Below are 23,266 nucleotides of genomic sequence, written 5' to 3' on the forward strand. Positions count from 1 at the left end.
AAGTGGGGGTTGCGCCGACCGATCTTAGCTTTACGACAGCGCTGCATTATTTGCGCTATGAGTGGAGCTGGCTGGCGATCAGCAGCCCCGGCACCTTGCCGGCGCGCTTGCTGCGTCTGCGGGAACGCCTCGGGGAGTTGTTGCTACCGAAACAACGGCGGGGGCGTGAATGCCCCCGCGTGGTGAAAAAGCTGCCGTCCCGTTACCCAATCAAACAGGTTCGATCCGCTAAGTGAACGGCATTACGCCGATTGGCGTGCCTTTGCTTTGCGCGGAGTGGCTCAGGCGGCCTCTTCGGCTTCCTGCGCCTCGTGCTGCTGTTGCAGCCGCCACATTTCGGCATAGCGGCCGCCGCGCTCGATCAGCTCGCGGTGGGTGCCGGTCTCTACTACCCTGCCACCGTCCATCACCGCGATCTGGTCGGCATCGACGATGGTCGACAGTCGGTGCGCGATGACCAGTGTGGTACGGTCGGCCGAGATCTCGGCCAGCTCTTGCTGGATCGCCCGCTCTGTACGCGAGTCGAGGGCGCTGGTCGCCTCGTCGAACACCAGAATCGGCGGGTTTTTCAGCAGGGTGCGGGCGATCGCGACGCGCTGCTTTTCGCCCCCAGACAATTTGAGGCCTCGCTCGCCGACCGTGGTGTAGTAGCCGTCCGGCAGCGACATCACGAAGTCGTGGATATGCGCCGATCGAGCTGCCTCGATCACCTCGTCGCGGCTGGCGTCGGGGTGGCCATAGGCGATGTTGTAGTAGATGCTGTCGTTGAATAGCACGGTATCCTGCGGAACGATGCCGATGTGGGCGCGCAGGCTATCCTGGGTCAAATCGCGGATGTCAATGTCGTTGATGCGGATGCTGCCGGCGTTGACGTCGTAGAAGCGGAACAGTAGCCGCGACAGCGTTGATTTGCCGGCGCCGCTTGCGCCGACCACCGCCAGCGTCTTGCCAGCCGGGATGTCCAGGCTGACCTGGTCGAGAATCTGCCGCTTGCTCTCGTAGCCGAAGTCAACCGTTTCGAAGCGCACCGCCGCGTGGTCGGTGGCCAGCGTTTTGGCGTTGGCGCGGTCGGCTACCTCGGCGCCGGCATTGAGCAGCTTGAACATCCGCTCCATGTCGGCGAGCGAGTGCTTCATTTCGCGGTAGACGAAACCGAGGAAGTTGAGCGGCGCGTACAACTGGGTCAGGTAAGCCGAGACCAGCACCACATCGCCGACCGTCATCGTGCCCTTCACCACCCCATCGGCCGACAGCCACAGCAGTGCGGTGACGCCGCAGACGATGATGAAGCCCTGCCCCGCGTTGAGCAGGTTCAGCGATACCTGGTTCTTGATCGCCGAGCTTTCCCAGGAGGCCAGGTTGCGGTCATAGCGCTCGGCTTCGTAGCGCTCGTTGCCGAAATACTTCACCGTTTCGTAGTTGATCAGCGCGTCGATCGCCTTGGCATTGGCCTTGGAGTCGAGGTCGTTCATGCTGCGCCGGTAGACCATGCGCCACTCGGTGACGAGCAGGGTGAAAACCACGTAGACGGCGATGGTGCCTAGTGTCACGGCGGCAAACCAGCCGCTATAGCGGGTCAGCAGGATGCCGGTGACCATGGCAATCTCGACCAGCGTCGGCAGGATGTTGAACACCAGGAAGTTGAGCAGGAAGCCGATGCCCTTGGTGCCGCGTTCGATGTCGCGGCTCATGCCGCCGGTCTGGCGATCGAGATGAAAGCGCAGCGACAGCGAGAACAGGTGACGGAACACCGAGTTGGCAATGCGCCGGATCGCGCCCTGCGTCACCCGGGCGAACAGCGCGTCGCGCAGCTCGCCGAACACGCTGGAAGCCAGGCGCGCGATGCCGTAACCGGCCAGCGCCGCCACTGGCAGCACCAGCAAGCCGCTCTTGATCGACAGCGCGTCGACGGTCTGTTTCAGGTATAGCGGCACGCTGACGTTGGCTACCTTGGCGATGATCAGGCAGGCCAGTGCGAAGATCACCCGCCACTTGAAGGTCCAAACGTAGGGCAGCAGGGTTTTCAGGGTCTGCAGGTCGTTTCGGTCGGTCGGCGCGGGGCCGGTGTGTGTCACGCGCATGAAGTGTGCTTCTTGTTAATGCCCCCGGCCTGGTCGAAGATGAACCGAGGTTCCGGATCGGCCAACCTCGTCAAGGGCGGAGGTGTGCATGTGGATTGTGTTGCTCGAGGCATTGCTGGCTTTGGGGCTAGCAGTTTTCATTGTGTGGTGGACCTGGCCGCGGCGCAAATAGCGAGGCCGGCCTGGTGAGGCTGGCCTTGCCCGACTCACTTCGGTGTCAGTGCAGCACGCGCGGCGCTGTCAGGACGAACTCCGGAATCTCCGCATCGAAGCGGGTACTGTCTTCGGCCAGCATCTGGTAGCTGCCCTGCATGGTGCCCCACGGAGTAGTGAGTGAGACGCCGCTGGTGTACTCGTAACTTTCGCCGGGTGCCAGGTCCGGATGCTCGCCGACCACGCCCATGCCGCGCACTTCCTGCTTCTGGTGGTTGGCGTCGGTGATGATCCAGTGTCGACTGACCAGTTTCGCGCGCACCGTGCCAGTGTTAGTCATGCGGATGCGGTAACCGAACACATAGCGGTCGCTAGTGACATCCGATTTGTCAGCAAGGTAGGTCACCTCGGTTTCCACTTTCAGGCTGTATTTCTTTTCCATTGTCGGTTCCATTTTTTGTGCGGCACGGCCCGTCGCCGTGCTCAGCCCAGATATTGACCATCTTAGCGCAAGCGCTGCGATCGATCAGGAATGGACATCACGGCAACAGCCCGCCAGCTTCGGCTTTGCGCTAAAATTGCACTTTCGTTGCAAACAGTCCCCACGAGCCTTCCATGCCGAACTTCCGCATTGCCCCTAGTCTCTTGTCCGCCGATTTCGCCCGTCTCGGCGAAGAAGTGAAGAACGTCATCGCCGCTGGCGCCGACATCATTCACTTCGATGTGATGGACAACCACTATGTGCCGAACCTGACGATGGGGCCGATGCTGTGCGAAGCGATCCGTCCGCACACGACCGCGCCGATCGACGTGCACCTGATGGTCAAGCCGGTGGACGCGCTCGCTGCCAGCTTCGCCAAAGCAGGTGCCGACATCATCACCTTCCACCCGGATGCAAGCGACCACGTCGACCGCACGCTGGCACTGATCAAGGACGCAGGCTGTAAGGCTGGCCTGGTATTCAACCCGGCGACCCCCCTGCACTACCTCGACCATGTGATGGACAAGATCGACATGGTGCTGATCATGTCGGTGAACCCGGGCTTTGGCGGCCAGAAGTTCATTCCGGAGGCGCTGAACAAGATCCGCATGGTCCGCCAGCGTATCGACGAGTACACCGCGCAGTATGGTGGCGAGATCTGGCTGGAGGTCGATGGCGGTGTCAAGGTCGACAACATCGCGCAGATCGCCGAGGCCGGTGCCGACACCTTCGTAGCCGGTTCGGCCATCTTCAATACGCCGGACTACGCCGCCACCATTGCGGCGATGCGCGCCGAACTGGCCAAGATCGCCTGATGAAACACGCCAGCATCGTCACCGGCGCTTCGCGCGGCTTGGGCCTGGCGCTGGCCTCCACGCTGCTCGAAGCCGGTCAGCAAGTGGTCGCGGCGGCACGCATTCTGACGCCCGAGTTGGACGAACTCTCGGCTCGCTACCCCGGTCAGCTGTTCTGGCTGGCGGTCGACCTCGTGGACCCGGCTGCCGCTGCGGCGCTGATACCGGCGGCGCTGGCGCAACTGGGTGCCGGGCCGTTCGCCTCACTGACGCTGATCAACAACGCTGGGGTTGTGACGCCGATTGGTCTCGTTGGTCAGTGGGAAGACCCATTGGCAGTCGCACAGGCGGTGGCGATCAATGTCACCGCCCCCTTGCTGCTGACCAACACCTTCATCGCTCAGACCCAGGGATTGGCTGAACGGCGCAGCGTGATCGGCATATCGTCCGGGGCGGCGGTGAAGGCATACCCGGGCTGGGGCGTGTACGGCGCCTCCAAGGCGGCGCTCGATCACTTTAGCCGCCATGCGGCGCTCGAACAGACTGAGCATGCCGACGGTGTGAAGGTGGTAGCGCTCTACCCCGGCGTGGTCGACACCGGCATGCAGGCGACAATCCGCGGCAGCTCCGCCGAGGCGTTTCCCAATCGCGCGCGCTTCGAGGCACTGAAGGCCGACGGCGCGCTCAGCTCCCCGGCCGACACTGCCGCACGTATCCTCGCCTATCTCGACAGCCCGGCATTCGCGAGCGTGCCGGTGGTCGACATCCGCGAGCTGTGAAGCCGCCACTGCCGACCCGCGACGGAGTCGGCCCGAGCTATGTCTGGGTGCAGGCCGGAGAAGGGCCGGCGCTCCTGCCCTTTCTCGCCGCTCGTTTTCCCGATGTGTCGGCCGAGGTTTGGCTCGACCGGATCGCCCGCGGCGAACTGGTTGATCAGGCCGGCCGGCCGCTGGCGACGGACAGCACGGTGCGGCGTGGCGACTGCCTGTTCTACTATCGCGAGCTGGCGTACGAGACACCAGTGCCGTTTACCGAAACCGTGCTGTTTCGCGATGAGCACCTGCTGATTGCCGACAAGCCGCACTTCCTGCCGGTGATCCCGACCGGCCGCCATCTGCAGGAGACGCTGCTGGTGCGCTTGAAGCGTCGGCTCGGCCTCGACGAGCTGACGCCGATTCACCGCATCGACCGCGATACCGCGGGCCTTGTGGTGTTCTCGCTCAACCCGGCAAGCCGCGGCGTTTACCAGGCGCTGTTTCAGCAGCGCGCAATCAGCAAAACCTACGAAGCAATCGCGCCGGCGCTGCCTGGGCTGGACTTCCCTTTCGTGCACCGTAGCCGCATGGTGCCCGGCACACCGTTCTTCCGCATGCAGGAGGCGCCGGGCGAGCCGAACAGCGAGACCTGGATCGACCTGATCGGCGAGCGGGACGGCTTGTGCCACTACCGGCTGCAGCCGGTCACTGGCCGCAAGCACCAGCTGCGCGTGCATTTGGCTGGCCTTGGCGCCCCGATCGTCGGCGATGCGTTCTACCCCGAGGTGCGCGAGGTGGCTGACGATGACTTCTCGCAGCCGCTGAAACTGTTGGCGCGCGCGATCGCGTTCACCGACCCCATCAACGGCGAGTCGCGCGAATTCGTCAGCGAGCGCCGGCTTTAAGAGCCTGTTCACGGTCTGCTGCACTCGGGTGATCCTGCGTTGAAATGACGCTCAACATGCTTATCTACTCGATAAGTACATTCTGCTTTTTCGCGCCTTTCGTCTTGGCTGACCCTTCGTTCGCGAGACCGTGAACTGGTTCTTAACAGCCGATGCAGGGGGAACGAGGCGGCCACGCCGGCTGGCCTCCTCGTTGTTTTTTGGTTTTTAGCTGCCACAATCGAACTCAGGCGGCATGAAACCAGGGGCCCTCAGTGGACCGTCACCATCCGGATGTAAACGAAGAGCTGATCGATCTGCTCACACACACTGCGCTGGACGAACGCAAAGCTTTCGCCCGGCTCTACCAACTGGCGGCGCCACAGCTGCTGGGCATACTGCTGCGCCATGTGCGACAGCGGGCATTGGCCGAGGAGCTGCTTCAGGACTGCTTCATCGAAATTTGGGACCACGCGCCCGACTATCGTCCGGAGCGGGGTATGCCGCTAGCTTGGATGGGCCGGATTGCCCGTAACAAGGCGATCGACGCATTGTGGCAGAGCCCGAACGAGGCATCGTCCGCCCCTCCCGTGCTGTTCGACCCCGGTGCCGGCGACGAGCCGCTTGCCGTGCTGAGCGAGCGTAGCGAGACCAGTGCCTTGAGCGATTGCCTGCGTCATCTGCCCGCCGCGCAGCGCCAGAGTGTGGTGCTCGCCTATTTTTACGGCCAGTCGCATCGCGAGATCGCCGGCATCTTGGGAAGCCCGTCCGGCACCGTGAAAGGCTGGATCACCCGGGCGGTGGCCCATTTGAGAGAGTGCGTCGGCGTATGAACTACCTGATCCCCGAACGCTATCAGCCCCTTGCGGCCCGCTACGTCAGCGGTGTGCTGCGTGGTGCCGCACGCTCTCGGTTCGAGAAGCTGGCTGACGTGCACCCGACACTGCAGCGTGAAATCATCGCTTGCGAGACCTTGCTCGCCCCGCTCGACGCCGCCACCGTACCGGTGAAGCCGCGTCGTCGTACCTGGCGCCACATCGAGATACGGCTAGGCCTCAGGCCCAGGCATCGCTCACATCCAATCTTCTGGTTTCTCAGCGGTATGCTGGCCGCCTTTTTGATTAGCGCAGCGGTGGTGAATTTTTCTCCACAGCTGATGCCGCAACCCGAACTGCCGACCCCGGTTGCCGTGCTGAACGACAGCAACGGCGTTGCCACCATGGTGATCAGCCGCGATGTGGCGAGGCGGACGCTGGCTGTGACGCTGCTGCAGCCGGTCGATCTGCCAGCCGGCAAGGTGTTGGAGTTGTGGGCGCTGCGACGAGACGGTACGCCGCGCTCGCTCGGCCTGCTCGAAGGCAAAAAGCCGCGGGTGAATCTGGTCGCGCCGCTGTCGGATGCCGCGCAGCTGGCGGTATCGATCGAGCTCAATGGCGGCTCCCCCGAGGACAAACCCACCGGACCAGTGGTGTATACTGGTGCGCTGATCATCAGCTGATATGCATTGACACTGCCATGACGCTCTCCCATATCCGAGCCGTCGCGTTCGACCTGGACGGTACGCTGGCCAATACCATTCCGGACCTGGCTGCCGCTGCCAATGCGATGCGCTTGCACTTCGACCTGGCTCCTCTGCTGGCCGAACGCATCCAATCGCACGTCGGTGATGGCATCGCTAGCCTCGTACACCGCGCGCTCACCGACGACCGAGAGGGCCAGGCGCCGATCGAGACCTGGCAGGAGGGCTTTGCCTTCTTCGTGAAGTACTATCACGAGCACCTCTGCGACTACAGCCATCTCTACCTCGGCGTCGAGACCGGGCTGGACCTCTTGCGCGCGCGCCAGCTGCCGCTGGTGGTGATCACCAACAAGAGCGAACGCTTCGCGGTGCCTTTGCTGCAGCAGCTGGGTCTGGTCGATCGCTTCAGCCTGATTCTGGGGGGGGACAGCCTGCCGGAGAAGAAACCGTCGGCTCTGCCCTTGCTGCATGCCTGTGACGTGCTTGGCATCAAGCCGAACGAGTTGGCGATGGTCGGCGATTCGGCTAACGATGTACTGGCTGCCCGCGCGGCCGGTAGCACGGCGGTCGCAGTGAATTACGGCTATGGCGATGTCAGCCAGCTCAATGCCGACACGGTGATCGGCAGCCTTGCCGAGCTGTACGATTTGATGAAGAATAACTAGCGTTTTTGCCAAGAATCCATCCGATACGAGTCATGAAGTTTCTGCCCAACCTGGCCAGCTGGCGATGGCATCGCTGATATCGCGCCGTCCTTCCGCCTTCACCTACACACGACCTATTGGGAGAAATGCATGACTCACGACGAGTTTCAGTCGCTCGCCGCCGCTGGCTACAACCGTATTCCGGTTACCCTCGAACTGTTCGCCGACCTCGACACCCCGCTGTCGGTCTACCTGAAACTGGCCAATGCACCCTATTCCTACCTGCTCGAATCGGTGGTCGGCGGGGAGCGCTTTGGCCGCTATTCCTTCATCGGCTTGCCTGCCACGACCCGCTTGCGTGTCAATGAGAACCGCGTGCAGGTCGAGTACGGCGATAAGGTGATCGAACAGCACGAGGGCGACCCGCTCGCCTTCATCGAGGCGTTCCAGCAGCGCTTCCGCACTCCGCCGGTCGACAGCCTGCCGCGCTTCACCGGCGGCTTGGTCGGCTATTTCGGCTACGACACGGTGCGCTACATCGAGAAGCGCCTGGCCGGCACCCGCAAGCCGGACCCGGTCGGCACACCGGATATCCTGCTGATGCTGTCCGAGGAGCTGGCGGTCGTCGACAACCTGTCGGGCAAGCTGTATCTGGTGGTGTACGCCGACCCGGCTGTGCCTAACGCCCTGGCCAAGGCCGAGGCCCGCCTTGCTGTGCTGCGTGCCAAGCTGCGCGAACCGGCTCCGCTGCCACTGTCCTTGCCGACCGCGGTGACGCAGGCGCAGTCCGAATACGGCGAGGAGGAATTCAAGCAGGCGGTGGTCGACGCCAAGCGTTATATCGTCGAGGGCGACATCATGCAGGTGGTGCTGGCACAGCGTATGGCGATGCCGTTTGCCGAGTCGCCGCTGGCGCTGTACCGCGCGCTGCGCAGTCTCAACCCGTCACCGTACATGTTCCTCTACCACTTCGACGACTTCCATGTGGTCGGCGCGTCGCCGGAGATTCTGGTGCGCCGCGAGGGCGACACGATGACGGTGCGCCCGATCGCCGGTACCCGCCCGCGCGGCAAGACCCGTGAGGAGGACCAGGCGCTGGCCGAAGACCTGCTGGCCGATCCGAAAGAAGTCGCCGAGCATGTGATGCTGATGGATCTGGGTCGCAACGATGTGGGCCGTGTCGCCGAAACCGGCAGCGTGCGCCTGACCGAGCAGATGGTGATCGAACGCTATTCGCACGTGATGCACATCGTCTCGAGCGTTGAGGGCACGGTAGCACCGCAGGTCTCGAACATCGATGTGTTGAAGGCCGCCTTTCCGGCGGGCACCTTGTCCGGCGCCCCGAAGGTCCGTGCGATGGAGATCATCGACGAGTACGAGCCGACCAAGCGCGGCATCTATGGCGGCGCGGTCGGTTACCTCGGTTTCTCGGGCGATATGGACCTGGCGATCGCGATTCGCACCGCGGTGATCAAGAACCAGACGTTGTATGTGCAGTCGGGCGCCGGCATCGTCGCCGACTCGGTGCCCGAGTCGGAATGGCTCGAAACGCAGAACAAGGCACGCGCGGTAGTGCGTGCGGCCGAGCTGGTGCAAAAGGGTCTGGATGCCTGACCCAACCAAACCGTTGCCAAAGAAACGCGCCTGGATGGCGCGTTTCTTTATTGCCCGCAGTTTTTTGTACTGCTACGCCGGACGAATACCCTCCGTCTTGGGATTTCGCTCTATTGTTAGATATGAGGCTTTCGAGGCCTCGGATGGTCGCCCATAGGATCGGGCGATCCTGTGCTGCGGTGGTAATGCGCATCCACCACCTGCGCAAGTGATTGGGTTCGGGATGGCCAGCCTACGGATGCGTCGAGTTACGTGACGGTGTCTTGCAGCCATGTCAGCCCCGGTAGAAGAAGAACTTCAGCCTAAGAAACGCATTTCGACCAAGTTACGTATCGTGCTCGTGTTGGTCGTTCTGTTCTTGGCGATGGGTGGCCTCCTCGTCTATTTCGCTCTGGATGAATTCCGCACCTCCCGCTTGCAAGCACAATTCTTTGCAGGCCTGGGCCGTGAGCTGACCTTCCAGGTCGAGTCGGGGCCTAGCCAGGCTATCCGCTTCCCGCAGGAAGGCGGCCCCTACGACCTGCGCTTCGGCTATGCGGACATGCCTACCTATCTCGGACGCCTTGAGGCACGGGACTTCGACATCGAGTCGCAAGCGCGGCAGTCGCAGCGCATGACGATGCTGTTCGACGAGGGCTTGTTCATGCCCTACCACGAGAAGGACCAGGCCGGGCTCACCGTGCTCGATCGCGCCAACCGCACGATCTATCAGACACGCTATCCGCAGCGCCTCTATCCCAATCTCGAGGCGGTGCCGCGTCTGCTGACCGATTCGCTGCTGTATATCGAAAACCATACGCTGCTCGATCCGAGCGAGCCACGGCGCAATCCTGCGGTCGAGTGGTCGCGCTTCGGCAAGGCGCTGAGCGACGAGGCGATCCACCTGGTGAAACCGGGCTACCGTCCGCCAGGCGGCAGCACCCTCGCCACCCAGATTGAGAAATACCGCCACTCGCCCGAGGGGCGTACCGGCTCCCCGCTGGAAAAACTGCGTCAGATGCTGTCGGCCTCGGTGCGCGCTTACCTGAATGGCGAAGACACCACGGCGGCGCGCCAGCAACTGGTGGTCGACTACCTGAACACGGTGCCGCTCGCGGCCCGTGCCGGCTTCGGCGAAATCGCCGGCGTGGGCGACGGTCTATGGGCGTGGTACGGCCGGGATTTCGACGAGGCCAACCGCCTGCTCTCCGACGATCCCACCGCGCCGCTGGCTGAGCGTGCGCTGGTCTATAAGGAAGCGCTCAGCCTGCTGATCTCGCAGCGAAGCCCGTCGTACTTTCTGGGTGGCGACATTGAGACGCTGGAGGCGCTGACCGATTCGTATCTGCGCCTGATGAGCAAAGCTGGTGTGATTACGCCGGAACTTCGCGACGCGGCGCTCGATCAGTCGCTCAAACAGCAGAAGGAGCGTGTCCGCTTGCCCTCTCCGCCGCCGATAGAACGCAAGGGGGCCAACGCCGTGCGTACGCAGCTTGCGTCGTTGTTGGGCGTTAGACGCATGTATGACCTCGACCGGTTGGACCTGACGGTCAAGAGCACGCTAGACCTGCCACTGCAGCAGGCGGTGACCGCCGAGCTCATCAAGCTGCGCGACCCGGACTATGCCCAATCGGTGGGGCTGGTCGGCAAGGATTTGCTTGCCGAAGGCAATCCCACCGGTGTTACCTATAGCTTTACGCTGCTCGAGCGTACACCGAACGGCAACCGCGTCCGCGTGCAGGCCGACAACTTCGACCAGCCATTTGACATCAATGAGGGCGTCAAGCTCGACCTGGGGTCGACCGCCAAGCTGCGCACGCTCATCAATTACCTGCAGATCATCGCTCAACTGCACGACCAATACATGGACCTAGATCGCCAGGCGCTGAATAAGGTTGAGGTGGTGCCGCAGGACCCGATCAGGCGCTGGGCGGTCGATTATCTCGCCAAGACGCCCGATCACAGTCTGTCGGCGATGCTTGCGGCGTCGCTTGAGCGCAAATACTCGGCGAACCCCGGCGAGAGCTTCTTCACCGGCGGTGGTCTGCATTCCTTCGTGAACTTCGACCGCAACGATAACTCGCGCATCCTTACCGTCCGCGAGGCGACACGGCGCTCGGTCAACCTGGTCTACATACGGCTGATGCGCGACATCGTGCACTACTACCTGTATCAGGACCCGGGCACGCGAGCCGCGTTGTTGGGGGATACGAGCGATCCGCGCCGCCAGCAGTATCTTGAGACGTTCGCCGACCGCGAGGGGCGCGTGTTCCTCGCCGGCTTCTATCGCAAGTACCACGGCAAGTCATTCCCGGAGGCGGAGGCCGCGCTGGTAGATAGCATCCATGCCACGCCGAAACGGCTGGCGGTGATTTTCCGCAGCATCGAACCGGATGCCGATCAGGTGCAAATGGCGAAGTTCATCGCCACCTATTTGCCTAGGGCGGGATTGGACGAGGAAGAGCTCGGCAAGATGTATGACGAGTATTCGGTTGATCGCTTCAATCTGGCTGACCGCGGCTATCTGGCCGGTGTGCACCCGCTGGAGCTGTGGTTGTTGAACTACCTGCGTGTACATCCGGCTGCGACTTACTCCGAAGTGATGGAGGCTAGCACCGCTCAGCGGCAGGAGGTCTACCACTGGCTCTTCAAGACACGGAACAAGTACAAACAGGACAAGCGCATCAAGCAACTGCTGGAGATCGAGGCCTTCAAGAAGGTGCATCAGACGTGGAAAGCGCTGGGTTACCCATTCGAGTCTCTGGTGCCCTCCTACGCGACCGCACTCGGGGCGTCGGCCGACCGCCCCTCCGCGCTCGCCGATCTGATGGGGGTCATCGTCAACGACGGCGTGCGCCTGCCCACGCTGCGCATCGACAGCCTGCATTTTGCCGCCGGTACCCCTTACGACACGCGGCTCGGGCGCGGCGATGCCAAACCCGTGCGCGTACTGCCGCCCGAGATTCCGCAGCTGGTGCGCCAGGTGCTGTCGGAGGTCGTCGAGCAGGGAACTGCGCGTCGTGTCGCCGGCGCGTTCACTGCACCCAGCGGCAAGCATCTGATGGTGGGGGGAAAGACCGGCACCGGCGACAACCGCTTCAAGACTTTCGCCCGGGGCGGCGCGGTGACATCGGAACGCGTGGTGAGCCGCTCCGGCGCCTTCGTGTTCTACATCGGCGACCGCTATTTTGGCACGCTGCTTGCCTATGTCGCGGGCCCGAAGGCCGCCAACTACAAGTTCACCAGCGCCTTGCCGGTGCAGATACTGAAAGTGCTGGCGCCGACGTTGAAGCAACAGTTGGATCTGCAGGGGCTTCCTACGGTGACGCCCCCGCCTGCGGCTCCGGTTCAGCCCCCCCAAGAGTGATCAACCAGCGAACGCAAAGAGGCAGCCACCGGGGCTGCCTCTTTACGTTCGGGGGAACCCCAATCAGGCCCGCCCGTCCAGCGTCGCTAGCGCACCGTAGTACTCGGGGCGCCGGTCACGGAACACGCCCCAGCTACGCCGTTTTGCGGCAATGGCATCGAGGTCGAAGCTCGCCAAGAGGATCTGGCGCTCGTCACGGCTCGCTTCGGCCACCAGCTCGCCGTCGGGCCCAGCGATGAAGGAGCTGCCATAGAAGGTGATCTGGCTGTCCTCGCCGCGCTCGGTGCCGATGCGGTTGCTGGCGATCAGCGGCATCACGTTGGCGGCGGCGTGGCCGCGCTGGGTGTTCTGCCAGTGACGACGCGAGTCAATGCCGGCGTCGTGCGGCTCGGAGCCGATCGCGGTCGGGTACAGTAGCAACTCGGCGCCCATCAGCGCCATGCTGCGCGCGCACTCGGGGAACCACTGGTCCCAGCAAATACCGACGCCGATTCGGCCAACCTGGGTGTCCCACACCTTGAAGCCCAGATCGCCCGGCGAGAAGTAGAACTTCTCGGTGTAGCCCGGGCCGTCCGGGATGTGCATCTTGCGGTAGTGGCCGAGCAGGCTGCCGTCGGCGTCGATGATGGCGATGCTGTTGAACTGGGTCTGCCCAGCTCGTTCGAAGAAGCTGACCGGCAGCACGACGTTGAGCTCCCGTGCCAGTGTCTGGAAGCGTGGCAGCCAGGGGTGGCCCTCGAGCGGATGGGCCAGCTCGTTGTGACGGGCGATCTGGTCGATGCAGAAGTACGGCGTCTCGAACAGCTCTTGCAGCAGTACGAGATTGGCGCCCTGCCCGGCTGCTTCTCGTACCAGCGCCTCGGCGTTGGCGAGATTGGCCTCGATGTCCCAACTGCACGCCATCTGGGTGGCGGCGACGGTGATGTTGCGCATGGGGTGTCTCCTGATGATGTTCTTATCTCATTGACCTGGGGGCACCCGCCCATCTTGGGCGGGAACGGGGCTCATTCGGTCAGTGTTGGCCAGTAGCGGGCGTGGCTCTGCCGCAGCGCATCGAGTGCGGTGCGCTCCTGCGGCGCGATGGAGCGAGCCGGGAAATGGTGCGGGTCGACGAAGTCGCTAACCTGCCCGCTCAGACCCTCGATCACGCCCAGCGTCGCGATCGGCAGGTACGGCAGGCTGTAGCCGCCCTCCTGCAGTGCCACCAGTCGGCCGTCGCAGACCTGCTCGGCCAAGGTTTTCAGCCGCGCCGCCAGTGCGGTGTAGCCGTCGCGGGTCAGCCGCATCCGCCCGAGCGGATCGTAGGCGTTGGCATCCTGGCCTGCCGAGATCAGGATCAACTGCGGGCGATAGTGGTGCAGCACCGGCAGCACGATCTCGTCGAAGGCGGCGAGATACCCCTTGTTGCCGGTGCCAGCCGGCAGCGGCAGATTGAGGTTGTAGCCGAGCCCGGCGCCCTCGCCCGCCTCGTCGCTCGCGCCGCCGTCCTGCGGATAGTTGTCTTCCTCGTGCAGCGACACGAACAGCACCGACGGGTCGTCGTAGCACAGCGCCTGGCTGCCGTTGCCGTGGTGCACATCCCAGTCGATGATCGCCACTCGCTCCAGGCCGTACACGGCTTGGGCATGGCGCGCCGCCACCACGGCATTGTTGTAGTAACAGTAGCCCATCGAGAAGTCGCGACCGGCGTGATGGCCGGATGGGCGAATCAGCGCGTAGACGTTGTCGACCTGGCCCTGCAGCACCGCGTCGACCGCCGCGCAGGCGGCCCCGGCGGCCAGCCGAGCGGTCCGTTCGGTGGTGCTGCCGCCGCGGGCGTCGTCGCCCAGCTGGACGATGGTGTCGCCGGCAGCGGCGCAGCGGGCGGCGAGGCTGGCCAGATAGTCGGCCGAGTGCGCGCACAGCAGCTGCTGGTCACTGGCGGCCGTAAAGCCGAGCGGGGTCAGCCGCGGGGTGATCTCCAAGGCGTCCAGCAGGCGCTTGGTGTGCACCAGACGCAGTGGGCTGTCGAACTCCTCGCCGCAGTCGGCGCCGGCGTAGACCTGGTGGCCGGCGCTGTGTTCGAGAAAACGCTCGTCGTAGATGAAACCGGTCTTCGTCATGTTGTCTCCCTTGTTATTGGCCGGTCTTGAAACGGGTCCACAGCCGGGTCTGTAGGCGCAGCGTGGCCGGGTCGAACGGGCGCTGCACCCACAACGTCTGCATGCGCTTGGCGTCCGGGTAGATCATCGGGTCGCCGGTCAGCGCCACGTTCATCAGTTTCTTGGCGCCGGCATTCGGGCTCGGGTACATCACCGCGTTGCTGATCTTGGCTACCACGTCGGGGCGCAGGATGTAGTCGATGAATTTCAGCGCGCTGTCGACGTTCTTGGCATCCTTGGGGATGGCCATATTGTCGAACCACAGCGGCGCGCCGACCGACGGCAGGCTGTAGCCGATCTGCTGGCCGTTCTTGGCGGCCTGGGCGCGTACCCGGGCGACCAGCACCGCGCCGGAATAGCCGGTGGTGACGCATACCTCGCCGGTGGCCAGGTCGTTCATCACTGGGGTGGAGATGAAGTAGCGGATGTAAGGCCGTACCTTCATCATCATCGCGTAGGCGTCCTGGTAGTCCTTCGGGTTGGTCGAGTTGGGGTCGCGACCGAGGTAGCGCAGTGCCATCGGGAACATCGCGCTGGCCGAGTCGTTGAGTGCGATGCCACAGGACTTGAGCTTGGCCGCGTAGGCCGGGTTGAACACCAGGTCGTAGCTGTTGGGCGGCACCGGTGCGCCCAGTGCCTTTTGTACCTTGCCAATGTTGTAGCCGATCGCGGTGGTGCCCCACATGTATGGCACGCTGTACTGGTTGCCCGGGTCGGCCTGCTGCGCTTTCTGCATCATGACCGGGTCGAGGTTCTTGTAGTTGGACAGCTTGCTCTTGTCGAGCTTCAGGTACACCCCGTTCTGGATCTGCCGCGCCAGGAAGTCGTTGGACGGGAACACCAGGTCATAGCCGGTGTGGCCTGTGAGCAGCTTTGCCTGCAGCACTTCATTGCTGTCGTAGGTGTCGAGGCGTACCTTGATGCCGGTTTCTTTTTCGAAATTGGCAATGGTGTCGGGCGCGAAGTACTCGGCCCAGTTGTAGATGTTGAGCTCGGCCGCATGGGCCGAGGTGGCGACACCTAGCGCCATCACGGCAAGACAGATGGTCCTGTATCCTGCTTTCATCGCTTTCTCCTTTGCTTCGTTATCTTGTGCTCGGCTACATCGTGGCTGCCGTGCTTTCGATTCTAGGCAGCGGGCGAAAAAAGATAAGACAATGGGGAGGAACTACTTTTTTTCCAAAAAGGAAAGACTGGCCATGGACATGCTCGCCGCTCTCGACGCCTTCATCGCCGTGGCCGACACCGGCAGCCTCTCCCGTGCCGCCACGCGGCTGGGCAAGACGCCGTCGGCGATCACCAAGGCGATCCACGGCCTGGAGGCTTCGCTGGGCGTGCGGGTACTGGAGCGCACCACCCGCCATGTCGCGCTGACCGAGGCCGGGCGCATTTATCTCGAAACCGCCGGCGAGGTGCAGCAAAGATTGGCCGAAGCGCGCCAGCGCATTGCCGAGCTGGACGGCCGTCCGCGCGGCCTGCTGCGTCTGACTGCGCCGCTGTCCTACGGTCGGGCGGTGCTGGCCGAATTCGGGCCGCGTTTTCTGCAGCGCTACCCCGAGGTGGAACTGAACGTGACGCTGTGCGACCGCTTCGTCGACATGGTGGCCGAGGGGTTCGACCTGGCGCTGCGGCTGGGCCGCCACGACCTGCCCAACCAGATCGTCAAGGTGGTAGGCAACAACCGGGTGCTGATCTGCGCGAGCCACGACTACCTAGCCCGCCACGCCACCCCGACCAGCCCCGAACAGTTGGCCGAACACGCCTGCCTGCTCTACCGCCACCCGATGCTGAACCCCGGCTGGCTGCTGCGCCGCGACGGGCGCACCTGGCAGGTCGCGCCGAGCGGACCGATGGTATCGGACAACTATGACCTGTTGTTGGACGCGGCGCTGGCCGGGCTGGGCATCTTCCCCTGCCCGCAGTGGAGCGTGATCCGCCACATCCGCGAGGGGCGGCTGGTGCCGCTACTGACCGATTACGAGTTCGAGGGCGAGAGCTTCGGGCGCGAGCATGTGTATGCGGCTTATCCGAGCACGCGGCGGGATTCGCCGAAGGTGCGGCTGTTCGTGGCGGAGCTGGCCGAGTGGATGGCAGAGCATTTTTGTTATCGGTCGGCGGTGGGTTGAGGTGGCTCTGCGTGGCGTCGCGTTTTTTTAGGGTTTCTGCGCCAATGGCAGTGATGGTGCCGCGTAGATGCTATAGGCGCACACTTCCAAGCCAAGCCTTCTCCCTGTCAGGTGCCCGGTGCCGCGAAGTCGGCGAACAAGACCCACCCTCGGCAGGATCAGCGCGAGCAGTCCGCACATACCGTGCTGATCGTCATCCGGTGTAGTTCCTGAGATCGGCTGCGATGTCAGGATCGCCTCAAGCATCGCCCCGCGCTTACGGCAGGTTGCGCGCCTGTTGTAGGGTCATCGGCATCATGTTGTCGTTGAGGTGGAACATGATCCAGACCGAGCCGCTCAGCGTGATCACCACCAACACCAGGGTGAAGATCAGCGCCAGCAGGTTCCAGCCGCCCTCGGACTTGGTGTTCATGTGCAGGAAATAGATCGCATGCACCACGATCTGCACCGCGGCCAGCAGCAGGATGAACGCATCCGCGGGGCCGGATTTCGTGAACACGCCGCCCATCACTAGCCAGAACGGGATGATGGTGAGTCCGGCCGCCAGCACGAAGCCCGTGAGGTAGCCCTTCAGGGTGGCATGAACTTCCTCGATGTCACCGTGCTCGTCACCGTGATCGGGATGCATTTCATCATGCGTACTCATGGCAACACCCCCATCAGATAAACGAAGCTGAAAACGCCCACCCAGATCACGTCGAGGAAGTGCCAGAACATCGATAGGCACATCAGGCGCCGCTTGTTCGCAGGGATCAGTCCCTTATGGCTCACCTGCACCATCAGCACGATCAGCCACAGGATGCCGCAGGTGACGTGCAGGCCATGGGTGCCGACCAAGGTAAAGAACGAGGACAGGAAGGCGCTGCGCTGCGGGCCGTTACCAGCCTCGATCAGGTGGGCGAACTCGGTCAGCTCCAGGGCGACGAAGCCGGCGCCGAGCAGACCGGTGACGGTCAGCCACAGCATCATCGGCCGCTGGTGGTTGCGCTGCATCTCCAGCACTGCGAAGCCGTAGGTAATCGAGGACAGCAGCAGCAAGGTGGTGTTAAGCGCCACGGTGGGCAGTTCGAGCACCTGCGCTCCGGTGGGGCCTCCCGCGTATTCGCGGCCTAGCACGCCATAGGCTGCGAACAGGCAGGCGAACACGAGGCAATCGCTCATCAGGTACAGCCAGAAGCCCAGCAGCGTGCCGTTCGGCGGGTGCGGCTCCTCAGCGACGTGGAATTGCAGCGGCTCCGTCGTACCGCCTGAAGAGAGAGGGAGTGTAGTGTCAGCCATGGCTGTCCAGGAGCGCGGTGCGCGCGGCTTCGACACGAGCCACTTCGTCAGCTGGCAGGTTGTAGTCGCGCTGGTAGTTGAAGGTGTGACCGATCGCAGTGGCCAGCAGTGCGACGAACGAAATCGCTGCCAATGGCCACATGTACCAGATCATCGCAAAACCGAACACCAGGCTGAGGCCGGCGAGAATGATGCCCGCACCCGTGTTCTTCGGCATGTGCAAGGGCACGAAGCCCGTTACCGGCCGCCGGTAGCCGTGCCGCTTCATCTCCCACCAGGCCTCTTGGCCGTGGATCAGCGGCGTGAACGCGAAGTTGTACGGCGGCGGCGGTGATGAAGTGGACCACTCCAGCGTACGGCCGTCCCACGGATCGCCTGTGACGTCACGCAACGCTTCGCGCCGGCGGAAGCTCACCCAGAACTGAATCAGCATGCTGACGATGCCGAGCAGGATCAGGAAGGCGCCAAACGCCGCGATCACGAACCAGACCTGTAGCGAGGGATTCTCGAAGTGACTGAGCCGGCGCGTCACCCCCATCAGGCCCAGCTGGTACAGCGGCGTGAAGGCAACCCAGAAGCCCACCAGCCAGAGCCAGAAGGAGCACTTACCCCAGAAGGGGTCGAGCCGGAAACCGAACGCCTTCGGGAACCAGTAGTTGATGCCGGCGAACAGGCCGAACACCACGCCACCGATGATTACGTTGTGGAAGTGCGCGATCAGAAACAAGCTGTTGTGCAGCGAGAAGTCCGCCGGTGGCACGGCCAACAGCACGCCGGTCATGCCGCCGATTACGAAGGTCACCATGAAGCCGATCGTCCACAGCATCGGCACCTCGAACTTGATGCGGCCGCGGTACATGGTGAACAGCCAGTTGAAGATTTTCGCGCCGGTCGGGATCGAGATGATCATCGTGGTGATGCCGAAGAACGAATTGACGCTAGCGCCCGAGCCCATGGTGAAGAAGTGGTGCAGCCACACCAGGTAGGACAGCACGGTGATCACCACCGTGGCGTACACCATCGAGGCGTAGCCGAACAGGCGCTTACGGCAGAACGTCGAGGTTACTTCCGAGTAGATGCCGAAGCACGGCAGAATCAGGATGTAGACCTCCGGGTGGCCCCAGATCCAGATCAGGTTCACATACATCATGGCGTTGCCGCCGAGGATGGTCGTGAAGAAGTTGGTGCCCACGTAGCGGTCCAGCGCCAGTAGCGCCAGCGCCGCGGTGAGCACCGGGAATGCCGCCACGATCAGCACGTTGGTGCACAGCGCGGTCCAGGTGAAGATCGGCATGCGCATCAAAGTCATGCCCGGTGCGCGCATCTTGATGATTGTGGTGAGCAGGTTGATGCCTGACAACAGTGTACCTACGCCGGCGATCTGCAGTGCCCAGATGTAGTAGTCCACTCCGGCGTCGGGGCTGGCGACGATGTCCGAAAGCGGCGGGTAGGCCAGCCAGCCGGTGCGCGCGAATTCGCCTACGAACAACGACAGCATCACCAGCACCGCGCCGGACACCGTCATCCAGAAGCTGAAATTGTTGAGGAACGGGAACGCCACGTCGCGTGCCCCGATCTGCAGCGGCATCACGAAGTTCATGATGCCGGTGATCAGCGGCATCGCCACAAAGAAGATCATGATCACGCCGTGCGCAGTGAAGATCTGGTTGTAGTGCTCGGGTGGCAGGTAACCCAGCGAGTGGCCGAATGAGATCGCCTGCTGCGCGCGCATCATCAGCGCATCGGCGAAGCCGCGCAGCATCATCACCAGGCCAAGCACGATGTACATGATGCCGATCTTCTTGTGGTCGATGCTGGTGAACCATTCTCGCCAGAGGTAGCCCCACAGGCGATAGTAAGTAATCGCGCCCAGCAGGGCGATGCCGCCGATAGCCACCGCCGCAAAAGTACCCAGCACGATCGGCACGTGCAGCGGCAGTTGATCCAGCGTGAGTCGGCCGAAGATCAGTGTGCTGAGCTCAGAGGGGGTGGACATGGTCGGCACCGTTCGCGCTCCGGCTGGTTTGCCGGTATTGGGGGAGCGGAGCAGTACAGACGTCTGCTGCAACGCTTTGCTCGGCTTCTGTTATGGCCTGCATGCGGCCCATGCAGTAAGGGTTCGACTGCACGCAGTTGGTGACAATGTCGTCGAACAGACCCGATGCCACGGTCGCGTAACGACTCACCGACTCGTTTTCACTGGGTTGCGCCAGCTTCAAGTAGGCATCACGCCCCAGCGCCTGGTTGCCGGACTTTGCCTGTTGCACCCATTGCGAGAACGCTTCGTTGCTCAGGCCGTGGAAAACGAAATGCATGCCGTTGAAGCCATCGCCGCTGAAGTTGGCCGAAAAACCCTCGAACTCGCCCGGCTGGTTCACGACCGCCTGCAGCTTGGTCTCCATACCTGGCATCGCATAGATCTGCCCCGCCACCGCAGGGATGAAGAAGGAGTTCATCACGCTGCTGGCGGTGATGTGAAAGCGGATCGGCCGATCTATCGGCGCGGCCGCCTCGTTCACGGTAGCGATCCCTTGTTCGGGATAGATAAACAGCCACTTCCAGTCGAGCGCGACCACGTCGATCACGAGTGGCCGGGCGTCGGCGGGCACGGGACGGCCGGCTGCGAGTCGGTCCAGCGGCCTAAAGGGGTCAAGCTTGTGCGTACTGACCCAAGTCAGCGCACCGAGCGCAATGATGATCAGCAGGGGAGCCGCCCAGATCAGCAGTTCGAGCCGGGTGGAGTGATCCCATTCGGGATCGTAGACGGCGTTCTGATTGGAGGCGCGGTAGCGCCAGGCGAACAGCAGCGTGAGCACGATCACCGGCACGATGATGATCAGCATTAGCAGCGTCGAGATGATGATCAGGTCGCGTTGGCGCAGCGCGAGGTCGCCCGAGGGGGAGAGCAGCACGGCCTGGCAACCGGCCAATGGCCCGACGACGGCCATCGCCAGTAATCCGCGTATCGGCTTGTTGAACATGGCTGGCGACACCCCGCTCTGATCGATACCGGTTGACCGTCAATTTCCACCTGGCACCTGCGACGCGGCTATAAAGACTGGAGACTCAAGCGTCGCTACATCTTCTTTACTTCGATAATTCGAGGTGACGGCAATGTCAAGCACGATGCAGGAAGGCCCCGGTTCCAACGGCTCCTCGACTGAGGAGATCAGCCGCATCCAGGCCCATGCTAGGCTGGCGCCCGGCGAGATCGCGGTCGGTGTGGTGATCGGCCGCACCTCGGAATATTTCGATTTCTTCGTGTTCGGCATCGCCTGCGTGCTGGTCTTCCCTTCTGTGTTCTTCCCCTTCGTGAGCCGGCTGGACGGCATGCTGCTGGCCTTCGTGGTGTTCGCACCAGCGTTCGTGGTGCGGCCGCTGGGCACCATGCTGTTCATGAACTTCCAGCGTCGTTGGGGGCGTGGCACCAAGCTGACCATCTCACTGTTTGTGCTAGGCATCGCCACCGCGGGCATCGCCTTCCTGCCCGGCTACGCCGATATTGGAGGCTGGTCGATCACGTTACTGGTGTTGCTGCGTCTGCTGCAGGGCATCGGTCTGGGCGGCTCGTGGGACGGCCTCCCCTCGTTGCTGGCACTGAACACGCCGCCGCAGCGTCGCGGCTGGTATGCCATGCTGGGTCAGCTGAGTGCGCCGATCGGCTTCATGATCGCCGGCTCACTGTTCCTGTTCCTGCACACCCAGCTTGATAATGCCGACTTCATCGACTGGGGATGGCGCTATCCCTTCTTTGTGGCATTTGCGATCAATGTGGTGGCGCTGTTCGCCCGCCTGCGCCTGGTGGTGACTGAGGAATACACCCTGGCGCTGGAGGAGCGCGAGCTGGAACCCATTGGCATCGTCGAGATGCTGCGCAAGCAGGGCTACAATATTTTCATCGGCGCGTTCGCGGCGCTGGCCAGCTATGCGCTGTTCCATCTGGTCACGATCTTCCCACTGTCGTGGATCGTGCTGGGCGAAACACAGTCCGTGACCACTGTACTGGTAGTACAGATCGTCGGGGCCGGCGTGGGCATCTTGGGTACCATTGCCTCGGGCCTCATCGCCGACCGCATCGGTCGACGTACCACGCTGGGCTCGGTCGCCGTGCTGATCGGTGTGTTCGCCCTGCTGATGCCCTGGCTGCTGGGCGGTGGCCAGGCCGCGCAGGACGCCTTCATCCTGATCGGCTTCGCCCTGCTCGGCCTTTCGTATGGCCAGGCCGCTGGCAGTGTCACCTCGAACTTCGAGACCCGTTTCCGCTACACCGGCGCGGCGCTGACGTCGGACTTTGCCTGGCTAATCGGTGCGGCTTTCGCGCCGCTGGTGGCGCTGGGCCTGTCGTTCCGCTTCGGTCTGATCGCGGCAACGCTCTATCTACTCTCCGGCGTCCTCTGCACGCTGATCGCACTGCGGGTGTACAAAGCGTTGGGTGAGCACGACTGATGCTCCTGAAAATAACCCCTGGTTTGCTAGCCACTTTAGATGGCTGCTTCTGTTGCTGAAGCATCCATTGTTCATCTAATAAGGCTGAAAGGTCTGTTTTGGCTGATGAACTGCCTTGGTGAGCTGTGATGCTGTCCGTCAGTGAGTAGTGGAAGCATTCATGGACCTAAACATGCTTCTGGCCAAGTCCAGGCCTTGAGAATGTAAATGGACAGATATCACAGGCACAGCTGACCAGACTCGCGGGAATCTGCATCGACTCCCTAGTCTTTTGGCATACTCCGAGCCCGCAACTGCTGCAGTTTCCCTGCCCATCCCCTTTGCACTGCCGAGCGATCGTCAAGCGGCTAAGTTTTCGTCGCGGCGGCAGCGCGGTGCGAGTTCGGCGGCGCCTGGTCGTTTGGCCGGCGCGAGGCAGGCCGAAAGCCCGCGCATCGGGGTAATGCCGTTCACTTAAGCAAGTGAACGGCATTTCTCATGGTGCGAATCTGGCTCATATTCCGGCCAGGTTGACTCCCTCACGTTGGTCCAGATGATAAGCAAGGCTCATAAACACCCTGATTTCTCTGCTCTTTCTCAGCAGATTGACCCGGCATGGATCGCCCACGCGCTTGCAGTGACCGGCAAAGCCAGCGTGCGCCGGCGTAGATTGCCGGCCGAACAGGTCGTCTGGCTGGTCATTGCGTTGGCTATGTACCGGCATCAGTCCATCCCGGAGGTCGTCGCTCATCTCGATCTGGTGCTGCCTGACGAGGTCAATCCAGAGATTGCCAAGAGCGCCTTGACCCAGGCGCGGCAGCGCCTCGGCGAGGAACCGTTGGCCCAACTCTTCGGGCTCAGCGCGCTGGCTTGGGATGAGCGGCATCAGCGGGGAAGGAGCTGGCGCGGATTGGCCCGCTACGCGATTGATGGCAGTACGCTGCGTACCTCGGATACCCCAGAGAATCGTCAGCACTTCGGAGCACAGGCTTATGCCTCCGGCGTAGCCGCCAGCTATCCGCAGT

At 62.9% G+C, this 23,266-nt stretch carries 20 protein-coding genes and 1 pseudogene; 12 read left to right on the forward strand and 9 right to left on the reverse strand.

The genetic code is table 11. The annotated features are described in order from the left end of the window. Positions 1-236, forward strand: a pseudogene (locus QU481_RS21240) (IS4 family transposase); the annotation flags it as partial. 45 nt (positions 237-281) lie between these two features. Here QU481_RS21240 and QU481_RS21245 read toward each other — a convergent pair. Both QU481_RS21245 and apaG read right to left on the reverse strand, forming a co-directional pair. After that, entirely contained in the window at positions 282-2,081 is a 1,800-nt protein-coding gene (locus tag QU481_RS21245; RefSeq protein ID WP_289831999.1) for an ABCB family ABC transporter ATP-binding protein/permease, read from the reverse strand. A gap of 217 nt (positions 2,082-2,298) precedes the next feature. After that, positions 2,299-2,676 carry a Co2+/Mg2+ efflux facilitator ApaG/CorD gene (gene apaG / locus QU481_RS21250; protein ID WP_289832000.1) on the reverse strand — a complete coding sequence of 126 codons (378 nt, stop codon included), beginning with the start codon at positions 2,674-2,676 and terminating at the stop codon, positions 2,299-2,301. Positions 2,677-2,849: 173 nt separating this feature from the next. On the opposite strand from apaG, the gene rpe reads away from it, so the two are divergent. The 8 genes from rpe (at position 2,850) to QU481_RS21290 (ending at position 12,271) form a co-directional block, all read left to right on the forward strand. After that, the gene (gene rpe / locus QU481_RS21255) at positions 2,850-3,530 is read left to right on the forward strand and encodes a ribulose-phosphate 3-epimerase (RefSeq protein ID WP_289832001.1); all 681 of its coding nucleotides are present in this window, start codon (positions 2,850-2,852) and stop codon (positions 3,528-3,530) included. After that, entirely contained in the window at positions 3,530-4,288 is a 759-nt protein-coding gene (locus QU481_RS21260) for an SDR family NAD(P)-dependent oxidoreductase (RefSeq protein WP_289832002.1), read from the forward strand. Before rpe ends, QU481_RS21260 begins: the two co-directional genes overlap by 1 nt. Next, positions 4,285-5,169, forward strand: a complete 885-nt coding sequence (locus QU481_RS21265) for an RluA family pseudouridine synthase (RefSeq protein WP_289832003.1) — start codon at positions 4,285-4,287, stop codon at positions 5,167-5,169. Before QU481_RS21260 ends, QU481_RS21265 begins: the two co-directional genes overlap by 4 nt. Positions 5,170-5,423: 254 nt before the next feature. After that, positions 5,424-5,981, forward strand: coding sequence for an RNA polymerase sigma factor (locus QU481_RS21270; RefSeq protein ID WP_289832004.1), 558 nt, complete (start codon positions 5,424-5,426; stop codon positions 5,979-5,981). Continuing rightward, entirely contained in the window at positions 5,978-6,646 is a 669-nt protein-coding gene (locus tag QU481_RS21275) for an anti-sigma factor (protein ID WP_289832005.1), read from the forward strand. The genes QU481_RS21270 and QU481_RS21275 overlap by 4 nt, the downstream gene beginning before the upstream one ends. A 17-nt stretch (positions 6,647-6,663) precedes the next feature. After that, on the forward strand, positions 6,664-7,332 hold the full coding sequence (locus tag QU481_RS21280) for a phosphoglycolate phosphatase (protein WP_289832006.1): 669 nt from the start codon (positions 6,664-6,666) through the stop codon (positions 7,330-7,332). 129 nt (positions 7,333-7,461) lie between these two features. Then, on the forward strand, positions 7,462-8,925 hold the full coding sequence (gene trpE / locus QU481_RS21285; protein WP_289832007.1) for an anthranilate synthase component I: 1,464 nt from the start codon (positions 7,462-7,464) through the stop codon (positions 8,923-8,925). Positions 8,926-9,196: 271 nt separating this feature from the next. Then, positions 9,197-12,271: a transglycosylase domain-containing protein gene (locus QU481_RS21290; protein ID WP_289832008.1), complete on the forward strand. Its 3,075-nt coding sequence runs from the start codon at positions 9,197-9,199 to the stop codon at positions 12,269-12,271. Positions 12,272-12,334: 63 nt separating this feature from the next. Here the strand turns inward: QU481_RS21290 and aguB are convergent, their stop codons facing one another. The 3 genes from aguB to QU481_RS21305 form a co-directional block, all read right to left on the reverse strand. Then, positions 12,335-13,204, reverse strand: a complete 870-nt coding sequence (gene aguB / locus QU481_RS21295; RefSeq protein ID WP_289832009.1) for an N-carbamoylputrescine amidase — start codon at positions 13,202-13,204, stop codon at positions 12,335-12,337. Positions 13,205-13,275: 71 nt separating this feature from the next. After that, on the reverse strand, positions 13,276-14,373 hold the full coding sequence (locus QU481_RS21300) for an arginase family protein (RefSeq protein ID WP_289832010.1): 1,098 nt from the start codon (positions 14,371-14,373) through the stop codon (positions 13,276-13,278). A 13-nt stretch (positions 14,374-14,386) separates the two neighbouring features. After that, positions 14,387-15,478 (reverse strand): polyamine ABC transporter substrate-binding protein, encoded by a 1,092-nt coding sequence (locus QU481_RS21305; protein ID WP_289832011.1) that lies wholly within the window; start codon positions 15,476-15,478, stop codon positions 14,387-14,389. Positions 15,479-15,611: 133 nt separating this feature from the next. Between QU481_RS21305 and QU481_RS21310 the strand changes: the two genes are divergently transcribed. Further along, positions 15,612-16,538, forward strand: coding sequence for a LysR family transcriptional regulator (locus QU481_RS21310; RefSeq protein WP_289832012.1), 927 nt, complete (start codon positions 15,612-15,614; stop codon positions 16,536-16,538). Between the two features lie 256 nt (positions 16,539-16,794). On the opposite strand, the gene cyoD is transcribed toward QU481_RS21310, so the two are convergent. The 4 genes from cyoD to cyoA are packed head-to-tail and all read right to left on the reverse strand — an operon-like array spanning position 16,795 to position 20,797. Further along, complete coding sequence (gene cyoD / locus QU481_RS21315; RefSeq protein ID WP_289832013.1) at positions 16,795-17,184, reverse strand: cytochrome o ubiquinol oxidase subunit IV; 390 nt, start codon at positions 17,182-17,184, stop codon at positions 16,795-16,797. Further along, the gene (gene cyoC, locus QU481_RS21320; protein ID WP_289832014.1) at positions 17,181-17,816 is read right to left on the reverse strand and encodes a cytochrome o ubiquinol oxidase subunit III; all 636 of its coding nucleotides are present in this window, start codon (positions 17,814-17,816) and stop codon (positions 17,181-17,183) included. The genes cyoD and cyoC overlap by 4 nt, the downstream gene beginning before the upstream one ends. Continuing rightward, the gene (gene cyoB / locus QU481_RS21325; protein ID WP_289832015.1) at positions 17,809-19,812 is read right to left on the reverse strand and encodes a cytochrome o ubiquinol oxidase subunit I; all 2,004 of its coding nucleotides are present in this window, start codon (positions 19,810-19,812) and stop codon (positions 17,809-17,811) included. The genes cyoC and cyoB overlap by 8 nt, the downstream gene beginning before the upstream one ends. After that, positions 19,796-20,797: a ubiquinol oxidase subunit II gene (cyoA, locus tag QU481_RS21330; protein ID WP_289832016.1), complete on the reverse strand. Its 1,002-nt coding sequence runs from the start codon at positions 20,795-20,797 to the stop codon at positions 19,796-19,798. Before cyoA ends, cyoB begins: the two co-directional genes overlap by 17 nt. Before the next feature lie 133 nt (positions 20,798-20,930). Here cyoA and QU481_RS21335 point away from each other — a divergent pair, with 133 nt between their 5' ends. Together QU481_RS21335 and QU481_RS21340 are read left to right on the forward strand one after the other, a co-directional pair. Beyond that, positions 20,931-22,262: an MFS transporter gene (locus tag QU481_RS21335; RefSeq protein WP_289832017.1), complete on the forward strand. Its 1,332-nt coding sequence runs from the start codon at positions 20,931-20,933 to the stop codon at positions 22,260-22,262. A gap of 532 nt (positions 22,263-22,794) precedes the next feature. Further along, positions 22,795-23,266: transposase domain-containing protein (locus QU481_RS21340; RefSeq protein WP_289832018.1), on the forward strand; the 472-nt coding region annotated here is incomplete at its 3' end.

The organism is Crenobacter oryzisoli (assembly GCF_030385785.1).
GTDB classification, from domain to species: Bacteria; Pseudomonadota; Gammaproteobacteria; order Burkholderiales; family Chromobacteriaceae; genus Crenobacter_A; species Crenobacter_A oryzisoli.

Bases quoted from the DNA above. Each gene is read 5' to 3' on its own strand.
- QU481_RS21245 (WP_289831999.1), bottom strand. From the start codon at position 2,081: ATGCGCGTGACACACACCGGCCCCGCGCCGACCGACCGAAACGACCTG.
- apaG (WP_289832000.1), bottom strand. From the start codon at position 2,676: ATGGAAAAGAAATACAGCCTGAAAGTGGAAACCGAGGTGACCTACCTT.
- rpe (WP_289832001.1), top strand. From the start codon at position 2,850: ATGCCGAACTTCCGCATTGCCCCTAGTCTCTTGTCCGCCGATTTCGCC.
- QU481_RS21260 (WP_289832002.1), top strand. From the start codon at position 3,530: ATGAAACACGCCAGCATCGTCACCGGCGCTTCGCGCGGCTTGGGCCTG.
- QU481_RS21275 (WP_289832005.1), top strand. From the start codon at position 5,978: ATGAACTACCTGATCCCCGAACGCTATCAGCCCCTTGCGGCCCGCTAC.
- QU481_RS21280 (WP_289832006.1), top strand. From the start codon at position 6,664: ATGACGCTCTCCCATATCCGAGCCGTCGCGTTCGACCTGGACGGTACG.
- trpE (WP_289832007.1), top strand. From the start codon at position 7,462: ATGACTCACGACGAGTTTCAGTCGCTCGCCGCCGCTGGCTACAACCGT.
- QU481_RS21290 (WP_289832008.1), top strand. From the start codon at position 9,197: ATGTCAGCCCCGGTAGAAGAAGAACTTCAGCCTAAGAAACGCATTTCG.
- aguB (WP_289832009.1), bottom strand. From the start codon at position 13,204: ATGCGCAACATCACCGTCGCCGCCACCCAGATGGCGTGCAGTTGGGAC.
- QU481_RS21300 (WP_289832010.1), bottom strand. From the start codon at position 14,373: ATGACGAAGACCGGTTTCATCTACGACGAGCGTTTTCTCGAACACAGC.
- QU481_RS21305 (WP_289832011.1), bottom strand. From the start codon at position 15,478: ATGAAAGCAGGATACAGGACCATCTGTCTTGCCGTGATGGCGCTAGGT.
- QU481_RS21310 (WP_289832012.1), top strand. From the start codon at position 15,612: ATGGACATGCTCGCCGCTCTCGACGCCTTCATCGCCGTGGCCGACACC.
- cyoD (WP_289832013.1), bottom strand. From the start codon at position 17,184: ATGAGTACGCATGATGAAATGCATCCCGATCACGGTGACGAGCACGGT.
- cyoC (WP_289832014.1), bottom strand. From the start codon at position 17,816: ATGGCTGACACTACACTCCCTCTCTCTTCAGGCGGTACGACGGAGCCG.
- cyoB (WP_289832015.1), bottom strand. From the start codon at position 19,812: ATGTCCACCCCCTCTGAGCTCAGCACACTGATCTTCGGCCGACTCACG.
- cyoA (WP_289832016.1), bottom strand. From the start codon at position 20,797: ATGTTCAACAAGCCGATACGCGGATTACTGGCGATGGCCGTCGTCGGG.
- QU481_RS21335 (WP_289832017.1), top strand. From the start codon at position 20,931: ATGTCAAGCACGATGCAGGAAGGCCCCGGTTCCAACGGCTCCTCGACT.